An 18,244-nucleotide genomic window follows, 5' to 3' on the forward strand; every position below is an offset into this window, starting at 1 on the left:
GCGCGGGGGAGAGTTAGGAAGCGCCCGATGGCGTCGCCGTCGTACCGCTATCTCACCACTGACGCACTTACCAACAAGGTCCTCGCCTGGGATCTCCCCCTTACCGGTGTCGAGTTCGGCCCCGCACTCTCCGCGACCGGCAGCCTCACCGGAGCCGTCGAACCCCGCCTCGCCCACTTGGTCCGCTCCCAGCTTGACCCCGGCAACACCAAGATCTACGTCGAGCGTGACGGACGACTGCTGTGGGGCGGTCTGATCTGGAGAGCCGACCCCGAAGGCCAGCAGCTGAACATCGAGGCCTCCGGCTGGGGCTCCTACCCCTACCGGCGCTACGACCTCCATGGCCAGCTCAACGGCCGCGGGCCCTACACCTACGCCGACCCCTGCAAGGTCATCCGCGACGTGTGGGCGTACTGCCAGGAACAGCCGGACGGTCAGCTCGGCATCCAGGTCGACGACACGACCTCCAAGGCCACCATCGGCACACCGGAGGACCCCTACCGAATCGACTGGTGGGACACCCCCTCTCTCGGCGCCGTCATCGAGGACATGGTCGCCGTCGAAGGCGGCCCCGAGTGGACCGAGGAGGTCACCTGGGAGAACGGAACCCCGCAGGGCCGCGTCCGTATCGGCTGGCCGCGTCTCGGCCGCCGCCGCACGGACATCCACTTCGAGTCCGGCATCAACATCATCAAGGCCGTCCCGGTCGAGTACGACGCCGACAATCTCGCCCAGGTCGTCATTGCCCTCGGCGCCGGTGAAGGCCGGAACCGGCGCCGCGCCGTGGACGCCGTGCGCGACGGACGGCTGCGACTGGAGCATCTCCTCGAGGTACCGGCGGAGAAGGCCAATGACCGGCTGGCCGCCCGCGCCCGCAAGGAACGTATCTCCCGCCAGGTCATCGGTGAGGTCACCGAGATCACCATCCGGGATCACCCCTCCGCCCGCTTCGGCGCCTGGCAGATCGGGGACGACGTGCGGGCACGGATCCACGACCAGTGGACCGACTTCGACGCCTGGTGTCGGATCGTCGGCTGGCAGATCCGGCCGGCCTCTGGCGAGGACCCTGAGCAGGCCGTCATCCAGCTGCAGAGAGCAGACCGCTTCACCTACGGGGGAGGCACCGCGTGAGCAGCGAAATCGCCCGCCTGGCCGCCCGCGTCGCCGCTCTAGAACGGCAGCTTGCCCGCACGACTCGCACTGCGCGCATGGCGTACTCGTCGATCGAGGACGGTGCGATCGAGGTCTACGACCAGGACAGCAACCTGCGCGGCAGCATCGGCATGCAGGACGACGGCAGCGTCGGCTTCATCGCCCATAACGGCCCGCCGCCTCCCACGCCCACGGCGCCGACGGTCGAGGCAGCCCTGTCCGGGTTCACCATCACCTGGCCGGGGACCTGGACGGACGCAGAGACCGCACCTCTGGACCTGGCCGAAGTTCAGATCCACATTTCGGCGACCGCAGACGCCGAGCCGGACACGCGTCGCCCAGTGGCCGCTTTCTACACGGCGGTCGGCGGCACCGTCACCATCGCCACCGACACCTACGACACGATGTGGGTGCGCCTGATCGCGGTCAACACTTCCGGCGCGGCCGGTGAACCCTCGAACGCCGCACAGGGACAGGCCCGCAAGGCAGTACCGGATGACCTGGGCAACGCGATCATCGACGAAACCAAGCTCGCGCGTGGCGCGGTGACTGACGCGGCGCTCGCGCTGGGGGCCGTCAACTCAACCGCCCTCGCTGACGGTGCCGTCCTCGCCGAGAAACTCGCCGCCAACTCCGTCACGCTGGGGAAGCTCGCCAACGGCGCGGTCACGCTTGGCGCGTTGGGTGGCGCACTGGCGGACAGTGCCAGTCAGCGCCTGGTCGACGGGATGGGCGAGGCCGCGGCCTGGCAGACCACTGACCAGAGCACCGGAGCAGCCTGGGCGCATCTCTCTGGCGTCCCAGACGCACCCACCGGCCAGACCGTCGGCGAGGCCCGCGGGTTCATCAGGCTGCGCGGCACGACTCTCGTGCCGTACGAACCCGGTGTCCTGTACCGGATCAGCGCCCGCATTCGCGCTACCGCCCAACCTGCCTCCGGCCCTGACTCGGTGTACGTCGGCGTGCTTGGCATCGGTGCGGACAAGACCACCCTCGTCAACCGCACTGGCGCCGACTCGTCCAACAGCCACTACTACGTGGCGGCCTCCGCACGTTCGATTCCGACGGCGGACGGCTGGGTGACGATCGTCGGCTACCTCAAGGATCGGGCGGCTTCCGGCGCCAGCGGGTCAGCCGGTCCCAACAACGACGCCCGCTCACCTGGATACGTCCACGAAGCCGTCCGCTACATCACGCCCTACCTGTGGCTGAACTACAGCTCGATGAATGTCTCCGGCTCGGCGGCGGTGATGCAGGTCGACGCCGTCGCCATCGAGGTGCTCAAGACCGGCGTAGTCGATGCCACCAACCTGGTGAGCGGCTCAGTCACCGCCGCTGCGCTTGCTGCTGATTCGGTGATCGCTGGAAAGGTCGCGGCCGACGCCATCACAGGCCGCGAGATAGCGGCGAACTCGGTCACGGCGTCCGAAATTGCGGCCGCATCGATCTCCACAGACAAGCTGGTCGTCGCAGGTGGCACGAACGCGTTGAGCGATCCGTCGTTCGAAGGCGCCTACACCGCGGCGATCGCCAAGAACGAATGGTCTGTGGTCTCCAGCGGCAACGGCTCCGCGAAAGCCCTCCGCGTCGACGCGACGGCTGCGACTACCACCACACGGTCCCTCGCCCTCACCTCCCTGCCGATCTTGAGCGGAGAACAGCTCTACCTCGCTATCGACGTCAACGCGTCCGCCGACTGGGCTGGAGCGGCGCTCAAGTTCTACGCCCGGTGGTTGGATGGCACGGGTGCCACAGTCGGCTTCGGCGTCGCGCAGGTCGACATTCCAACCCGCGGCTCATGGCAGCGACTTGCGGCGATGGTCACTGCGCCGGCGAACACCACCGCGGCCACCGTCTGGGTGGAGTCGTACCAGTCGACGGCTGGCACAGTGCTCTGGGATAACGCGGTCGTTCGCCCCGTCGTACCGGGAGTACAGATCGCCGATGGCGCGATCAGCACGCCCAAGCTCCTCGCTGGAGCAGTGACAGCAGAGAAGATCACGGCCTTGGCTGTCACGGCCGAGAAGATCGCGGCCCTTGCCGTCACTACCGACAAGCTGAACGCGCTGGCCGTGACCGCAGACAAGATAGCGGTCAACGCTGTCACGGCAACGAAGATTGCCGCAGGGGCGATCGAGGCCACCCACATCAAGGCTGGGGCGATCACGGCGGACAAGCTCGATGCCGACGCAATCAACGGCAAGAGGATCAGCGGCGCTGTCATCACCGGCAGTACCCTGCAAACCGCAGCAAGCGGACAGCGCGTTGTCATCAGTCCGGGAAACACCAACGCGGAGACTGGATCTGTCGAGTTCTATTCGGGCAGCGCGAATGAAGCAGCTCCCGCTGAGCTCAACACGGCCATTGCCTACGGCTCAGAAGGCTCCGTTTCGTACGAAATTCCCAGCGTCTCCCTCAGCGCCCCCAGGGTGAGCGGCACCAGCCAGGAGACGGGGCTGTTCCTGCAAGGGCTCGTACCGAGCTACTCGGGGTCCGTCTTCAACCTCTACGCCAACGAGTTGAGTGGCAACGGAGTTGCGTACATCAATGGTTACGGAGCCGACACGTCCGCTGTCGGGTCATCCATCGAGCTGTATGTCCGCGACGCACCACCGGACTCGGCCCGGTCCTCCGCCAGGCTCACATCCAGCGGATTCGCCGTCGACCGTGATCTCAGCGTCTACGGGAGAGCGCAGGGCCGAGGGTTTGTCACCCAGCGGACCCTGACCACGAACGTCACCTTCTCCAGCGCGGAGACGGCCGTCATCACCACAGGCAGCGTCACATTCAAGGCTGGCCGCGCATACCGGATATCCATTTGGGCTTTGCACAGTGCGGCGAGTGCCAGCTATGCGCTGTACCGGATCCGGAAGAACACCGTGTCGGGAACGATCTACAAGGACCAGATACGGGTCAACAATCTGCAAGGATCCTCAGCGAACGCCGCTATTTCCATCCAGACCATCCTGACCAACACCACCGGCAGTGATGTCACAGCCGCTCTGTGCTGGACGGGAGTTCAGGGAGGAGTCGCGCAGACGTGGACGGTTGCCGCCAGCAGCAGCAACACGGCCTACCTCCTGGTGGAGGACTGTGGCTCTGCCGACGACTACACCGGCCAGGCCATTACCTGACCGGCCCGAGCACGGCGATCCGGGTGTGCCCCGCGTCTCATAGACTGATCTCCAGCGGCGCGGGGCTGCCGAAGGGAGCACCGTGTCCGAGCCGCAAGGGCAGGACCCCACGCCGTGGGAACTGCTGCGGGCCATGCAGCAGATGCGCGACGACTTGCGCTCTGATTTCGCTGCCCTCGGTGCGCGGCTCGCCGAGATGGTGACGAAGATCCAGTACGAGGCCGATCGCAGGACAGATGAGTTGCGGATCAAGGCCGTTGAGGATGACATCGCTCAGATTCAGCGCGAGCGGGAATCCGAGCGCCAAGACGCCCGCGGGGTACGACGGTTGGCGCTGACCGCTCTGATCGCCCCTGTCGTGGTGGGGGTGATCGTCGCGGCCGTGACCGGCAAGCTCGGACTGTAGGCTCAGCACAGCAGGCGCGGGGGAGAACTAGGAACGCGCCATGCCTGATCTGTGGCTGCCGGGAGCCGAACGGCACCCGCTCAGCGACACCGCACCCACCGACACCCAGTACGACCCCCGCGTGATTTGGCACATCACGTGGGACAAGAACGCCTCCGCCTCCAAGCCCGCCGCCCTCGTACCGTTCGACAAGCTGGTTGCGTACTTCACTGGCGGGGGCAAGGGAGTCGCCCCGCACCTCCTGTGGGATCCGTTCACGGGGCGGATCGCCCAGTTCTATCCGGCGAACAGCCGGGCCAAGGCGCTCGTCGACGCCGCCGGCGGTACCCGTACCAACCGGACCGGGCGGGTCTGCCTGCAGGTCGAGACGCTCTTCTTCCCCTACTGCCGGGTGAACTCGAAAACGTACGCCACTGTCCGGGACACCCCTGCCAAGGGTCTCGACAAGATCCTCACCTGGGCACGGAGCTGGGGTGTGCCCGACGTCTGGCCGATGGGCACCCCGACTTGGAAGGCGAACCGCAACGAGCACATCTGGGAGACACAGGGCGGGCACTACGGCCACGGCCAGACTCCCGAGAACCGGCACACGGACCCCGGTCCGATGCCGAAGTGGCCCGGTACCACGTCGACGCCCAAGCCGGGGCCGCCGGCATTCCCCGGCCGGAGCGCGTTCGGCCCCGGCAAGTCGCACGCATCGATCCTCCTGCTGGGCCAGCAGCTCGTTCGTCGGGGCTTCGACAAGCACTACCGCGTCGGGCCGTCCCGCGACTGGGGCGAGGCGGACCGCCTCAACGTCGCCGACTTCCAGCGCGCCCAGGGCTGGAGCGGCGGCGATGCCGACGGCTACCCCGGCCCCGAGACCTGGCGCCGACTGTTCTCCTGACCCCGTCCCACCCCCTCCGAGGAACGAACACAACTCCATGAATCTGCACACCTCGCTACTGCGCACCGGTGTCCCGGCTGCGGCCGGCTGGCTCGTCGCTGTGGCCTTGCGTCACGGCCTCGACCTGGACGCTACCGCCGTCACCGGAGTGCTGACCCCGGTCGCCACCTTCACCTACTACGGCGTCCTCCGCCTCGCCGAGGAGCACCTGTCGCCGCGGTTCGGCTGGCTGCTGGGATACGCCCGCCCGCCGAAGTACGAGAACGCTCCGCTCACAGTGCCGCGCACCTGACCCGCGTAGGAGCAACGGCCCGCGAGCCAGCAAAGAAGGCCCCTAGAAAGCGACGACGGGCGGTTTCTAGGGGCCTTCGACAACGCAGCGTTCCACAGGATCACGAGAGGTCGACAGGGCAGGCGGCCTTGCAGGCACAGGGCTGTCCGCCGTCATGAGGGGTTGGGCTTGACCTTCTAACTGCGCAAATGGCCCCCGTGCGGCCCGACCATCAATGGCAAGCACGGACGATAATGGCCCCAATAGGAAACGGCCCCAGAGCTGCTCCAGCGTTGCTTGACTGGTCGCGGGAAGACGCCCGGCCTGCAGCAGCCGAGATCACCGCGCCGGAAGGCCCCATCCACAACTCTTGACTATTGCTCGTCGCGGGGCCGACGGCGGCAGTTATCCGTACGCTGGCCAGCTGCCTCTGTGACCTCGTGACAAGGAAGAAGGCCCTCGCCTCGCGGCGGGGCCTTCGACCTCTTGGAAGCATCCACCCTAGCAACGATCTCAAGAGGGTCGAGTCCCCTTTCAACCTCCGGTTACAATCTATATGCACATAGCGTGACGGAGAGGCGATGAAGTGGCAAGCGAGGAGAAGGCGACGGCGAGGAAGCCGTACTTGGCCGGCGGGGCGGAGTTCGCAGCCCTCTACGGCGTGAAGCGCCTTCAGGTCAGCCAGTGGATCAGTCGTGACCACACTCTCGACTACCGGTACGCGAAGATCATCAGTGGATCGCCGTACTGGCTGCTCCAGTTCGTCAAGCGATTCGGGGAGACGACCCCGCGCCCACGACAGCTCAACGCGGCCGAGCTTGACCGCCTCGTCAAGGAGCAGTCTCCCGGGTACTGGGTCGGTGAAGTCGAGCAGCTCCCGCCGCTGGTGGGGCAAGCCGAGCTGGCGGCCCTGTTTCAGCTGGCCGACGGTGCCCTGGTGCGCAAGGCGATGAGCACCGGCAGGTTCCGGCCCGCCGACTACACGCTGTCTGGGTCCCCGATCTGGTTGCTGGAGCCGGTCGTCGAAGATGCGCCCGCCCTGCAAGCCAGTGCGCGGGGAGTGGAGTGGGCCATCGATCAGCAAGTCCTCGCCGCTCTGCGCAACGGGACGTACGACGGGCCGGGGTCGAAGATCATTCCCCGCGGTCGGGCGGCGAACAAGCCAGCCACGTAGGCCCAGTTCAGGGGCTTAAATTCTTGATCCAATCCCATTATGCATATAGAATAGAAGCATGCTCGAAGGGGGCATGCTTCTTTCTGTTTGGGGGTGTCGTGCGGTACTCCAGGGGGCCTCCTGGGGAGGTGGTCGGTGGCGTTGTCGATCGACATCCCCTCCTCGTAAAGATAGATTCCAACACTCCAGGGTGTTCGTACTATCTCTGAAGGGGAGCCTTGCTGATCGAGCAGCCGCCGTTGTTCGGCACCATCCAGCCCGTTCGCCACCCCACCGTCGTCGGCAACCTGACCATCCAGCAGCGATTCGAGGCGTTCCACGCACTCAACCCCTGGGTCCTCAGGGCGCTGGCCCGGATGACCGCCGACTGCGCGGAGAAGGGGTTCACCCGCATCGGCATCGGGATGCTCTTCGAGCTCCTGCGCTACCAGTACGGCGCGGCGACCAAGGGTGACGAGTTCGCGCTGAACAACGACTACCGCTCCCGGTACGTGCGGCTCTTGCTGGCCGAACACCCGGAGTGGACATCCCTTTTCGAGGTCCGGGCCCTGCGCACGGACTGACCACGACCTCTTGGAGCCAGATCGTGAACGCACCAGCGGGCAATGCAAAGCCGCCCGCCGTCAAGCTCAAAACCCGCAAACCTACAGGGGTCGTCCCCTGGCCCCTCCTGCTGATCGAGGGAGAGGAGGGTGCCGGCAAGACGTACTCGGCTGCCCAGTTCTCCGGCAGTGAGCTCATCGGGCAGATGTACTGGATTGACCTCGACGAGGGATCCGCCGACGAGTACGCGGCGATCGAGGGCGCGAACTACGAGATCATCGACCATGACGGCACCTACCGAGACATCCTCGAACAGGTCGAAGCCGTACACGCCGAGGCCCGGCGCGCAGCCGCCGCCGGTGAGCCGCCGGTCGTTCTGACCATTGACTCGGGGTCGGCACTGTGGCGGATGCTCACCAATTGGACGTACGAGCGAGGACGCCGGAGCCGGAAGAACCGGGCCCTGCTCCAGGAAGATCCGGACGCTGCATACGACATCGGCCGGAACCTGTGGAACGACGCCAACGAGCGGTGGAACAGGATCATCTACCTGCTCCGGACCTTGCCCGGCATCGCCATCGTGCTCGCCCGCGGCAAGCAGGTCAGCGCGACTGACGACAACGGCCAGCCGATCCCGAATCGGAACGAGTGGAAGGTGTCAGCCCAGAAGGACCTGGGCTTCGACTCGACGTGCTGGATCCGCATGAAGCGCAACGCTGACCCGCAGGTCATCAAGGTCCGCTCGCTACGGATACGCGTCGAGGAGCGCAAGCCCCTGACGCTGCGGGACTTCAGCATCGAGGACCTGGTCTTCAACAAGCTGGGCTGCTCGGTCCAGTCCCAGCCGCGCATCATGCCCGCACTCGTCGGTGACCTCGTTCAGCCCTGGCTCAATCGGATCGCGGGGCTCAACGACAAGGAGCAGTTGGCTGCGCTTTGGCGCAGTGTTCCGGACCCTGCTAACCGGCTCAGCCGCGAGGAGATCGCCACCGTACGGGCCGCTGCCGAGCAGAGAGCCGCTGAACTCGACAACCCTCGCCGGGAGATGGGAGAGGGCCCGCTGTCGGACGCCGAGAAGCTCCGCGCCGCCGCCGACCGGAAGGCCGCCGAGCAGGACGCCGACGCCGAGCAGTGACCAGGCCCAACGACCTCTTGGAGAACTCCCATGTCCGTAGCCACCATCGTTGACGGCATCGCCCCCTCCCTCTGGGACGCGGCGCACGACGTCGACGCCCGCCGCCCCCGCTCCCTTCAGACACAGCTCGGAGCGTCCGACACAGTGTGCGGTCGTCGGGCCGCCTACATCCTGCACGGCGTCACACCAACCGACCGCCCTGACAAGCGGGCGGCGATCCTCGGCACGTTCATCCACCACGGCCTGCTGGAGTCCGCGCGCACGGAGTACCGATGGCTGGTGGAGCGCAGTGTCAAGGACGACTTGATCCGGGGGCACGTCGACGTCGTTCAGCTCGACGCGGCGACCGCTGCTCGAGTACCGACCCGCCACAGACCGGCGATACCCGCCGAAGTGCTCACCGTCGAAGACGTGAAGACCAAGTCCACATACCTGTGGGACCGGGTGCTTCGCTACGGTGCCACGGCCGCCGAGCTTCGGCAGGTCCACCTGTACGCAGGCGCGTTGTTCGAGGTCGGGTTCGAGGACGTTCCAGGTCAGCGATATCTGGCCCGCCTGGGACCGTTGGAAGTCGGGCGCATCCGCTTCCGCTTCATCAACCGCGACAGCGGCGCCGAGCACCTCCAGGAGATCGAGTTCGATCCCCAGCGCGCGGCAGAAGCACAGTGGTGGGTGGAGCGCGTACGCGAGACGAAGACCCCCGAGGAGATGCCCCGGGACTTCCACGGACCCGGTCTGGACGCCATCTGCGACTACTGCCCGTTCCGGTCCCTGTGCTGGCCGGGAACGGCTCCGGGCGTTCCCGAGCAGGCTGCACTCATCCACAACGACGCCGGCCGTGAGCAGGCGCTCATCGACTACGTCAGAGGACACGAACTCGCCAGTGAGGGCGAGCGGATCAAGAAGTTCGCGCGCAAGAAGCTCGACCTGTCCCCAGCCGGGATCTATGGCCCCAACAAGCTGTCTTGGCGTGGCGGCAACGACGAGGAGAAGGACGACGTGGAGGCGATGGTCGACCTTCACGAAGTCGCTGGCATCCCGGTTCCGATGACGCCGGACACCAACCGCATGGTCAAGAACCTCAAGGCGGCAGGACTGGCCATCCCCAGAAAGAAGACCGGCAAGAAGACGCCCACGGTCATCAACATCGCGCCGGCCTGACCCGAGCCCATGCAACCGCAGCCCCGCCCGGCGACGACCGGGCGGGGCAACCCGTCCTGCCGCCGTGCTGCACTGCCCAAGAGGAACCGTGTCCATCCAACTGATGATCGCAGCAGCGTACTTGCCGCCCGATGTGCTCACCCAGAGCCAGAAACTCGCTCTCATGAAGATCGCGGACAGCGCCGACGACGAGACCCGTCTCGCCCGGCCAGGTCTGACCCGCCTCGCGGCGTGGGTCGGCGTGACCGACAAGCGGGCCATCACCATCGTCACGGAGCTGATCGCCAAAGGCCTCGTCGAGCGTGTGGAGACCGGCAAGGCCGGACGCGCGGCGGTGTACCGGGTCTTCCCCCTGGGCGTACCGCCCACGCCGACCACAGCGGAACTCAAGGAGGCCGCTGAGGTTCGCAAGGCCGCTCCGAAGAATCCCCGGAAGGCCCGTCCCGGCGTGGTTCGTTCAGCGCCAGCGAAACCAGCCATGACCTATCAAGACGTCGAAGCGCGGGAGGCCGCACGTCAACACTCCGACGAATCACCGCAGGTGGAGGCTGGGTTCCATGCGGGGAACCCAGAGGAGGGAGCAGGGTTCCACGGGTGGAACCCGGGCGCTTCAGAGAAGCGGGTTCCACTCGTGGAACCCGACGAGTTTCACGCGGGGAACCCACTGGGTTCCAACGATGAAACCCCTTCCTTGCCTGGTTCTTCCTCTGTCCTTCCTTTCCCCCCTACCCCCACGGCTGACGCCGCAGGGGAGCCCGCGCCCGCGCCGACGGACACTCCTGCCCCGGCGGACCGTGCGGAACCGAAGGAGGGCTGTGCGAGGCACAGCAAGCGTCCTTCTGCCAACTGCCGTGGATGCGGTACCAATCCGCGTGCGGGCCGCCAACGAGAGCAGGAGGAGGCCAAGGAGGAGGAGCGCCGGGCGCACGGACAGTTTTGGGATCAGTGGCGCCAGGACGCGGCCAGCCGTCGGCGCAGGGTCGAGGAGCGTCCGGAGGAGACAGAGGCCGCACGCCGGGCGACACGGGAAGCCGTGCGCGCCGCTAAGAGCCGCAGACAGCAGAAAACTTAGGCCACCGAAAGAAAATTCGGCGGAAATCTAGACATCCCCACCAATGCATATAGAATAGAACCAGAAAGGGGGGGGTTGGAGCCTCCTCGGGACCGGAAGGACGACATGAACGACAGCAGGTATCTGCCCACCCTTCGTTATGAGCGCAAGGGCGGGATCGTGCTTGACGGCTCGCTCGCCGCCCGCGAGCAGCTCCAGGTGCTCGCCGACCTCTACCGCCATGACGCCGAGGGTGTCGGCGGCGCGCTCGTTGAGATCGCCCACCTCAAGGAGCGGGTCGACCGCGAGCGCGAGCTCGGCGGGATCGGGAACGCCGCCGTCGTGCGGGATGAACTCGTCGGTGAACTCATCGACGACATCGGCGGCGCGGAGATCCACCTCGACCATCGTGTGAACCACCGCGCTCTGATGCAGGCTCGGAGCCTCGCGGAGGAGGCGCGCGGCCTCTATGAGGCGGCCCTGCAGCGTGTGGCGGAGCTGGAGACCGCCACCGCCATCGCCCGCGGGGGGCGCGAGGTGGGGCGCAGGTGCCCCGCCTGCACCCTCGCTCTGCTCATCTCTCTCTCCAGATAGATCCCAACTCTGTACTGTTGACCGGCATAAGACCTCTTGGAGACAGAACCGTGAGCACCAACACCGCGCCCATGGCCCCGATGCCCGAGCACGGCAACACCGACGACCCGCTGTGGCGGACCCTGTGGAACGCCTACGAGCCCGTGATCACTGCTCTGCGTCGCATCCCGCTCATCACCGATGTGGAGATCAGCGGCGGCGAGTTCGCGATCCACGCCCAGCTCACCGACGGTTCGCATTTGTGGATCACCTCGACCCACTGCCTGCCCGTCGACCCGGCCGCGCTGGAGGGCTTCCACGTCCGGCGCGCTCATCACGACAACCCCACCATCGACGAGCGGGTCTACGACTCCACCGAGGGCGAAGACCAGGCCAAGCACGGCAACAACGTCGTGCCCCTCATCCAGGCGATCACCGCCTTCGTCACCGCGCGCAAGCTCGCGCTGCCCATCGTCGACATCTTCCAGGTGCAGATGCAGGGCGTCACCGCCGCGCACACTCCGGCATCCGCCGAGGTACAGGGCCCCTTCACCGACCGTCGGGCCGCCGTCAAGGAGTACGGCTACACCACCCACGACCTCATGAAGAAGGGCTGGGAGTGCATCCATGAGCAGGGCGGAACGAACTGGCCGCTGACGATCTGGAGGCAGGACAACGCGATCGTCACCGTCTTCGTCGGGCACGCCGGGCAGGCGATCGGGTGATGCCGGGCACCGATGTGACTCCGCCGAACGCGGAGCCGAAGACGCGCCGCTGCCACTGCGTGATCGCCCACCCGCAGGACGAGAACGAGTGGGCGAGGGCCCAGGCCGCGCTCGACAACGCACTGGCGACCAACGACGCCCAAGGGGTGCTGCTCGCCTGCATGCAGCTCATGCAGCCCTGCCCGACCCGTGACGAGCAGGCCGCGCGATGAGCGAGCCGACCGTGATGTACGCGCTGCTCGCACTCGCGCTCGGAGTCGGCGCCGGCCTGGTCGTGCTCGTGATCGGCGAGCTCCGGTGGGAGGCCCGCAACCGACTCCCGCGCTGCACGACCTGCGGTGAGCACCACCACCGTCACGCCGCCCACCGCTGAACACGCTGCCCGGCCCGGCTTCGGGCCGGGCAGCCGCAGACCTCTTGGAGAACACCCCGTGGGATACGACATCTACATCCAGACCGCAGACGGCAGACGCGCCGACGGCGAGGAGAACTACTTCCGTTTCGAACTCATCGCAAGAATCCGCGCGTTGGGCACGATGCGTAACTTCGGAATGCTCGCCGAGCTGCCCTACCCCGCCATACCCCTCCTGTCTGCCTATGGATTGACGGACGGCGACCTCAAGGCCGGGGTCCGGCACGCCTTGGACAAGGCCAACCTCGTGGCGGAGTACCGGAGCGCCTACCGAGCCGTCATGGACGCTGCGGAGCCCGAGCCCACCGGGATCCCGACGTACAAGCTGGCTTACAACGATGGCGCCCTCGTCACGGTCGCCGAGATCACCGCAGCCCTGGCCGCGTACGAAGCCCACCCGAACATCGACGTCTCCGAGATGCCGCTGGGCGACCCGATATGGCCGCACTGGATCGCCTTCCTGCGCCGCGCCAAAGAGCACGGCGGCCTGCGCGCTCACTGAACTCGGGCGCTGCCCGGCCCCGCGCTGCGGGGCCGGGCACGCAAGACCTCTTGGAGAAGACGACAACCAGCATGGCCACATGGATCGACCTGCTGTGCGGCGCGGGCGGCAGTAGCACCGGACTCGTAGAAGCAGGACACGAACTGCTCCTCGGGATCAACCACTGGGACCTGGCGATCGAGACGCACGCCGCCAACCATCCCAACTGCGAGCACGCCGTCATGACCCTCAGCGACGGCTTCCCCATGCGCTACCTGCCCAAGGCCGACGCCCTATGGGCATCGGTCATCTGCACCGAGATCAGCCCCGCGGGAGGACGCCCCCGAGAAACGAACCAACTCGACCTGCTCGACCTGCTCCAGGAGGAGCGTGACGAGTGGGAGTCCCTGACCAAGGACGCCTTCGAGGCGACCCGAGTCACCGCCTGGTGCGTCGTGCGCGCTGCCGAGGCGAAACGGTTCAAGGCCGTCGTCGTAGAGAACGTCGTCGAATTCGGCCTCGACTGGATCCTGTTCCAGAAGTGGCTCGAAGCCATGGAACTGCTGGGCTACCGCTACCAGATCGTGTGCGTCAGCAGCGCCCACATCGGTGACGACACCAACCTCCGCGCCCCGCAGTGGCGCGACCGGATGTACGTGGTCTTCACGCTCAAGACGATGCGCAAGCCCGACTTGGAGCCCCGACCCCTGGCCCCGTGCATGGACTGCGGGGAGGACGTGCACGCCGTTCAGTCCTGGAACGTCGACGGCGTCCGCATCGGCAAGTACCGGCGTGACTACATCTACCGCTGCCCGAACGCACGTTGCCGTCACGCCATGGTCGAGCCGTACGTGCGACCGGCCAGCGACATCATCAACTGGAACGACCTCGGGACCCAGATCGGCAAACGCAAGAAGCCGCTTGCGGAGACCACGATGAACCGCATTCGCGCGGGCCTCATCAAGTTCCCCTACCGCCCCAGCTCGATCACCCTCACCCACGGCAAAGACGGCGGAGACCGGGCGTACGCCGTCGAAGACCGCCCCCTGCCGACCCGGACGGCCAAACAGGGAGACGCGCTCCTGGTGCCGACTGGCGGATCCTGGAACACCGACGCCGTCCCCGTCGATGTGCCGCTTCGCACCCGAACCACTCGCGAGAGCGAAGCCCTCCTGACGGTGGACCCGTTCCTCATCGAATACCGCAACCACGCCACCGCCAGCCCCGCGAGCGACCCGCTCAGCGTGGTCACCGCCCAGGGCAACCACCACGGTCTGGTGACGCACGCGGGCACCGTCCCTGAGCAGGCGCGGAACACGCTTGTCGTGCCGTACCGCAAGGCCGCAGTGAAGACGGCCGCCGAACCCGTCCACACCCTCTCCACCCGCGACTCGGCCGCGCTGGTGCGCAGCGCCCCGGACATCAACGACTGCTACTTCCGGATGCTCAAGCCCCGCGAACAGCTCGAAGGGCAGCGGTTCCCGGCGAAGTACGTCGTCTACGGCAACCAGGCCGAACAGACCATGCAGGCAGGTAACGCGGTTTCCGTGAACGTCGCCCAGTGGATAGGCCAGCGATTGGAGCTCGTCCTGTGACCGGACCGAGAAGCAGTCTGCCCGGCACCCACGTCATCGGCCACGCCCCATGCTTCGGTGACCCGGACTTCGCTGTCGCTGACGACCGGTGGAAGACCGGTCAGGAACTGGTCGCCATCTGTGAACCACTCCTCTACGTCTGCGGCGGCTGCCTCTACCGAGCTGCGTGCATCAGGCAGGTCCTCCCAGCGAAGAGCGGTTTCACCGGGATCTGCGGCGGCCGAATCTGGCTCAACGGCGCGATCGTTCACGCCCTGCCGGAGGCCGATTCCAGCGAGCTGCCGCGCCCGGTCATCCGAAAGTCGTGCGGCACCGCCGCCGGATCGCGCGCCCACCGCAGAGCTGTCGAGCAGCAGTGCCCCCGCTGCCAGCCCTTCTACCGTCCCGGCCCCAACCCGCTGGAGGACGAGGACCAGGAGGTCGCACAGCAGCTCGAACTCCCCGAAGTCCCCTGACCAGTAGAAAGGAAATCTCAGTGCTGCACTTGACCGCAACATGCACCACCGTGCCGGAGGGATACCGGCTTCGAGTCCTGGCCCAGGGCAACGACGAGCCGATATTGGACCTCCCCTTTGCATGGGACAGTTTCCGCCCGGCCAGCGCCGGCCACCGGCTGATCGAGCACGGCTACATGATTCGTCCCGATGCCCGAACGCCCGAGGCAGTGAACGGCTGGCGACAGGTACCAGGTCAGCCCGGCACCTGGTCCGCGCCCGTCATACCGACGGAACACGGCAGACCAGCGACGGGCACGATGGTCGCCGGACGTCTCGCTGAAGCCGTTGCTCACTGGACGGACGGGCGCCACGACGAGGCCCGCCAGATCCTGGCCGATCTCGCGCGGACCGGAACACCGTCGCTGATGTACGGCGTGGCCACCGGTCTCGCGGTCATGGCAAAGGCCGCGCTGGAGAAGCTGCAAGGACTGAGCGGTGGGGCGGCGTCGTGGATTCTGCTGACCCCTGACGGCAGCAGCCCCGAGGACATTCTCCCGCCTCCGCACCTGTTCGCAGCCCGCTTTATCACCGCGCACGCCAACGGAGACACCAAGGCCACGCTCGCCCTCTACGGGGCCGCGTTCACGGCACCGGACCCCGAACTGCTGCCCGCCTGCATGGACATGCTGCTGGCAGCCACCGGAGAAGCGGTGCGCGCGGCAACGCCGGGAGCCGACCGATGACCAGCTCAGCCACATACACCTCTGATGGACTGCGTCACGACGTCGCTGACCCCGTGACGTGGAGCGTTCGTATCTGCGCGGGGCGATGTGGGACATGCATCTTCAGGCCCGGCAACCTCATGCGCCTGGAACCCGGGCGCGTGGCGGAGATGATCGCGAGTGCCATCGCGGAGGAGGGGCACATCGTCTGCCACGCCACGCTCGGCACCAGGGCCCCGGCTATCTGCGCCGGTTTCGCCGCCCACCGGAACGGCAGCGCGCGCTCCCTTGCCCTGCGCCTCGCCCGAGCACGAGTTCTTCGAATCGTATGGGTCCCAGTGGACAGCGGAGAGGCGGACCGCTCATGACCCGTGTGGAACATGACTGGTTCGAAGGGCTGCCTGGCCGTCGATTCAGGGTCGCTCTGCCCCCGCGACTGGAGCTTCTGAACGCCAACCAGCGACCGCACTTCCACCGGCGTGCCGAGATCACCAGAGTGCTGCGACGTGCCGCGTGGGCTGCGTCACGTGGGCTCCCACACCTGGAGCGTGTGCACATCATCGGCGTTCTGCACCCCGACAGCAGGCAGAGGAGGGATCCGGCCAACTGGTACCCCTCGTTCAAGGCGTGCGTCGACGGGCTCGTGGATCAGGGAGTCCTGGACGACGACGACCACACCCGTGTCGTCGGCCCGGACATGCGTATCGGTGACGTGGTCGACGGCGGGCGGCTCGTACTCCACATCCGCGACCTCAGCGATGTGGAAGAGCTCGCTGACCTGCATAAATAGGGCCCCTCACCGACGAGATTTCCGCTCGAAAATCTTGCCCCCCTCCCTAATGCATATAGAATAGAACCATCAGGAAGGGGGAGCCTCCTTCCGTTGCCCTTCAGGAGTGTTCGTGAGTAACCCCTTCGGTCTCGAAAGCATCCTCCGGCGCCTGATCTCCGAACCGATCGGCCCTGAACAAGCCAGGCGGCTGGCCCGGACGATCTCGGACCTCCTTCAGGGGGTCTGGGAGCAGTGGTTTCCCGGGGTCGACTACGACGACTGGTGTGAGTCGCTCCCGGAGCCGCTGCTCGACGTCATCATCCAGCTGCTGACCTGGAGTGAGGGTGGTCGGATCGTGGTGGATCGCCTGCCCGCGGCGGCCGTGGGTCACATCCTCACCGAACTGAAGTCCTTCTCTGTGCCTGCTGGCTGACGCTGCAGACCCCACCCGGCGGTCGGCGGCCATCATGCCCCGGCCGCCGGACGGACCTGCGGTCCCGACCCATACCCCTGCTCTTCGACGGCAGGGCCGCCTTGCGCCCCAAATGCATATAGAAAAGGAGCATCGGGCGCTCTCATTCACACCCGGGAGACATACATGCCCGCCCATCCCTCGATAGCGGCCATCAACACCCCAGAGCACCACCGGGGCGCCATGATCCTCATCCTCCTGACCTTCGCACCCGACGAAGAGGCCCTCCGTGCAGCCCTGCACCTGGCAGAAAACGCCGCCATCGCCGCCTGGGCGCTCCGCCCGGAGGACCTCGCGAACCTCACCGTCGAGCAGTACCGGCAGCTCCTCGACTACGCAGCCGCCCCGCAGGTCCTCGACCTGGCCCTGTACCTGGGCGGCGACAGGAAGCAGATCCGCACCCTCATGGACTTCATCACCGGCGTGATGGCGGACGTCCAAGCGCGCTACCCCACGCCACGCCCTTGGACCAACGACCAGTCCTGACAACCCCCTTGCTCCTCCCGACCGACTGGAGAACCGCATGAACTTCGTGACGCAGACCGTGCTGACGGATCTGGTGTGCCGCCTGGGAGTCAGCGACGCAGCTGTAGAGAGCGCGCTCGTGACAACCCTTCAGCACTTCACCGCGGAATCACGCAACCCCATCGTCACGCTCACCGGACGCACACCGGCCCAGTACCTCGACACGTCGCTCACGACCCCCCGCTTCCACGCCATGCTGGCGTCCATCGCCCTCAAGATCGAAGGGCGAGAGGCTGACGCCCGTCTGGCCTGGGAGGCGTACGTACAACGCGAGATCGCGACTGCGACGCGCGCCCATGAGGCGCTGCCGGAATCGGCGCTCCTCGGCGACGTCGAGGCCGTACGCCGAATCGGTCGCGGACTCGGTATGGACGACGACCAGACTGACCAACTCATCCCCGGCATCGTGCTCACGCTGGCCATGGGCTACTACTACCGCCCCGCCGGCGACCGGCACCTCACTCTGACCGAGGCCCTCTCCCGAGTCGCCGCCGACGAGCTGACCGAAATGCTCAGACACGCCTCGCTCTCGGCCGCAGGCCGAACCGACGACGCCGCCGACGCGCTGCGCCGCTTCCAACAGGGATCCCACTGACCCGCGGCCCGTGTCGACCATC

General features: G+C 66.7%; 22 protein-coding genes. All 22 read left to right on the forward strand.

Annotation, left to right across the window (positions count from 1 at the left end; genetic code table 11):
• The first annotated feature begins 27 nt into the window (after positions 1 to 27).
• The 22 genes from IE212_RS08950 to IE212_RS09055 all read left to right on the forward strand — a co-directional run bounded on the left by IE212_RS08950 (position 28) and on the right by IE212_RS09055 (position 18,222).
• A complete protein-coding gene (locus IE212_RS08950; protein ID WP_190197188.1) occupies positions 28 to 1,131 on the forward strand; it encodes a hypothetical protein in 1,104 nt (367 codons plus the stop codon).
• Positions 1,128 to 4,286 (forward strand): hypothetical protein, encoded by a 3,159-nt coding sequence (locus IE212_RS08955; RefSeq protein WP_190197189.1) that lies wholly within the window; start codon positions 1,128 to 1,130, stop codon positions 4,284 to 4,286. Before IE212_RS08950 ends, IE212_RS08955 begins: the two co-directional genes overlap by 4 nt.
• Before the next feature lie 82 nt (positions 4,287 to 4,368).
• On the forward strand, positions 4,369 to 4,692 hold the full coding sequence (locus IE212_RS08960) for a hypothetical protein (protein ID WP_190197190.1): 324 nt from the start codon (positions 4,369 to 4,371) through the stop codon (positions 4,690 to 4,692).
• Between the two features lie 40 nt (positions 4,693 to 4,732).
• Positions 4,733 to 5,578: a peptidoglycan-binding protein gene (locus tag IE212_RS08965; RefSeq protein WP_190197191.1), complete on the forward strand. Its 846-nt coding sequence runs from the start codon at positions 4,733 to 4,735 to the stop codon at positions 5,576 to 5,578.
• 37 nt (positions 5,579 to 5,615) lie between these two features.
• Positions 5,616 to 5,870, forward strand: a complete 255-nt coding sequence (locus IE212_RS08970) for a hypothetical protein (RefSeq protein ID WP_229864152.1) — start codon at positions 5,616 to 5,618, stop codon at positions 5,868 to 5,870.
• A 565-nt stretch (positions 5,871 to 6,435) separates the two neighbouring features.
• A complete protein-coding gene (locus IE212_RS08975; RefSeq protein ID WP_190197192.1) occupies positions 6,436 to 7,023 on the forward strand; it encodes a hypothetical protein in 588 nt (195 codons plus the stop codon).
• A gap of 218 nt (positions 7,024 to 7,241) precedes the next feature.
• The gene (locus IE212_RS08980) at positions 7,242 to 7,586 is read left to right on the forward strand and encodes a hypothetical protein (protein WP_190197193.1); all 345 of its coding nucleotides are present in this window, start codon (positions 7,242 to 7,244) and stop codon (positions 7,584 to 7,586) included.
• 23 nt (positions 7,587 to 7,609) lie between these two features.
• The gene (locus tag IE212_RS08985; protein ID WP_190197194.1) at positions 7,610 to 8,701 is read left to right on the forward strand and encodes an AAA family ATPase; all 1,092 of its coding nucleotides are present in this window, start codon (positions 7,610 to 7,612) and stop codon (positions 8,699 to 8,701) included.
• Positions 8,702 to 8,731: 30 nt separating this feature from the next.
• On the forward strand, positions 8,732 to 9,862 hold the full coding sequence (locus IE212_RS08990) for a PD-(D/E)XK nuclease family protein (protein ID WP_190197195.1): 1,131 nt from the start codon (positions 8,732 to 8,734) through the stop codon (positions 9,860 to 9,862).
• Between the two features lie 88 nt (positions 9,863 to 9,950).
• A complete protein-coding gene (locus IE212_RS08995) occupies positions 9,951 to 10,934 on the forward strand; it encodes a helix-turn-helix domain-containing protein (RefSeq protein ID WP_190197196.1) in 984 nt (327 codons plus the stop codon).
• Positions 10,935 to 11,039: 105 nt separating this feature from the next.
• Positions 11,040 to 11,507, forward strand: coding sequence for a hypothetical protein (locus tag IE212_RS09000; protein ID WP_190197197.1), 468 nt, complete (start codon positions 11,040 to 11,042; stop codon positions 11,505 to 11,507).
• A gap of 50 nt (positions 11,508 to 11,557) precedes the next feature.
• Positions 11,558 to 12,211: a hypothetical protein gene (locus IE212_RS09005; protein WP_190197198.1), complete on the forward strand. Its 654-nt coding sequence runs from the start codon at positions 11,558 to 11,560 to the stop codon at positions 12,209 to 12,211.
• Positions 12,211 to 12,423 (forward strand): hypothetical protein, encoded by a 213-nt coding sequence (locus IE212_RS09010; RefSeq protein ID WP_190197199.1) that lies wholly within the window; start codon positions 12,211 to 12,213, stop codon positions 12,421 to 12,423. The genes IE212_RS09005 and IE212_RS09010 overlap by 1 nt, the downstream gene beginning before the upstream one ends.
• Positions 12,420 to 12,584, forward strand: coding sequence for a hypothetical protein (locus IE212_RS09015; protein WP_190197200.1), 165 nt, complete (start codon positions 12,420 to 12,422; stop codon positions 12,582 to 12,584). The genes IE212_RS09010 and IE212_RS09015 overlap by 4 nt, the downstream gene beginning before the upstream one ends.
• A gap of 58 nt (positions 12,585 to 12,642) precedes the next feature.
• Entirely contained in the window at positions 12,643 to 13,125 is a 483-nt protein-coding gene (locus IE212_RS09020) for a hypothetical protein (RefSeq protein ID WP_190197201.1), read from the forward strand.
• Between the two features lie 71 nt (positions 13,126 to 13,196).
• Entirely contained in the window at positions 13,197 to 14,699 is a 1,503-nt protein-coding gene (locus tag IE212_RS09025) for a DNA cytosine methyltransferase (protein WP_190197202.1), read from the forward strand.
• The gene (locus IE212_RS09030) at positions 14,696 to 15,154 is read left to right on the forward strand and encodes a hypothetical protein (RefSeq protein WP_190197203.1); all 459 of its coding nucleotides are present in this window, start codon (positions 14,696 to 14,698) and stop codon (positions 15,152 to 15,154) included. Before IE212_RS09025 ends, IE212_RS09030 begins: the two co-directional genes overlap by 4 nt.
• A 20-nt stretch (positions 15,155 to 15,174) precedes the next feature.
• The gene (locus IE212_RS09035) at positions 15,175 to 15,879 is read left to right on the forward strand and encodes a hypothetical protein (RefSeq protein ID WP_190197204.1); all 705 of its coding nucleotides are present in this window, start codon (positions 15,175 to 15,177) and stop codon (positions 15,877 to 15,879) included.
• 529 nt (positions 15,880 to 16,408) lie between these two features.
• On the forward strand, positions 16,409 to 16,648 hold the full coding sequence (locus IE212_RS09040; protein WP_190197205.1) for a hypothetical protein: 240 nt from the start codon (positions 16,409 to 16,411) through the stop codon (positions 16,646 to 16,648).
• 112 nt (positions 16,649 to 16,760) lie between these two features.
• Positions 16,761 to 17,063, forward strand: a complete 303-nt coding sequence (locus IE212_RS09045; RefSeq protein WP_190197206.1) for a hypothetical protein — start codon at positions 16,761 to 16,763, stop codon at positions 17,061 to 17,063.
• A gap of 165 nt (positions 17,064 to 17,228) precedes the next feature.
• Positions 17,229 to 17,588 carry a hypothetical protein gene (locus tag IE212_RS09050; protein WP_190197207.1) on the forward strand — a complete coding sequence of 120 codons (360 nt, stop codon included), beginning with the start codon at positions 17,229 to 17,231 and terminating at the stop codon, positions 17,586 to 17,588.
• A gap of 37 nt (positions 17,589 to 17,625) precedes the next feature.
• The gene (locus tag IE212_RS09055; RefSeq protein ID WP_190197208.1) at positions 17,626 to 18,222 is read left to right on the forward strand and encodes a hypothetical protein; all 597 of its coding nucleotides are present in this window, start codon (positions 17,626 to 17,628) and stop codon (positions 18,220 to 18,222) included.
• Positions 18,223 to 18,244 lie beyond the last annotated feature (22 nt).

The organism is Streptomyces djakartensis, from assembly GCF_014651075.1.
GTDB lineage: Bacteria > Actinomycetota > Actinomycetes > Streptomycetales > Streptomycetaceae > Streptomyces > Streptomyces djakartensis.

Coding starts and splice junctions, on each gene's coding strand:
- IE212_RS09015 (WP_190197200.1), top strand. CDS start 12,420: ATGAGCGAGCCGACCGTGATGTACGCGCTGCTCGCACTCGCGCTCGGA.
- IE212_RS08965 (WP_190197191.1), top strand. CDS start 4,733: ATGCCTGATCTGTGGCTGCCGGGAGCCGAACGGCACCCGCTCAGCGAC.
- IE212_RS08970 (WP_229864152.1), top strand. CDS start 5,616: ATGAATCTGCACACCTCGCTACTGCGCACCGGTGTCCCGGCTGCGGCC.
- IE212_RS09050 (WP_190197207.1), top strand. CDS start 17,229: ATGCCCGCCCATCCCTCGATAGCGGCCATCAACACCCCAGAGCACCAC.
- IE212_RS08950 (WP_190197188.1), top strand. CDS start 28: ATGGCGTCGCCGTCGTACCGCTATCTCACCACTGACGCACTTACCAAC.
- IE212_RS09055 (WP_190197208.1), top strand. CDS start 17,626: ATGAACTTCGTGACGCAGACCGTGCTGACGGATCTGGTGTGCCGCCTG.
- IE212_RS09000 (WP_190197197.1), top strand. CDS start 11,040: ATGAACGACAGCAGGTATCTGCCCACCCTTCGTTATGAGCGCAAGGGC.
- IE212_RS09010 (WP_190197199.1), top strand. CDS start 12,211: ATGCCGGGCACCGATGTGACTCCGCCGAACGCGGAGCCGAAGACGCGC.
- IE212_RS09025 (WP_190197202.1), top strand. CDS start 13,197: ATGGCCACATGGATCGACCTGCTGTGCGGCGCGGGCGGCAGTAGCACC.
- IE212_RS08990 (WP_190197195.1), top strand. CDS start 8,732: ATGTCCGTAGCCACCATCGTTGACGGCATCGCCCCCTCCCTCTGGGAC.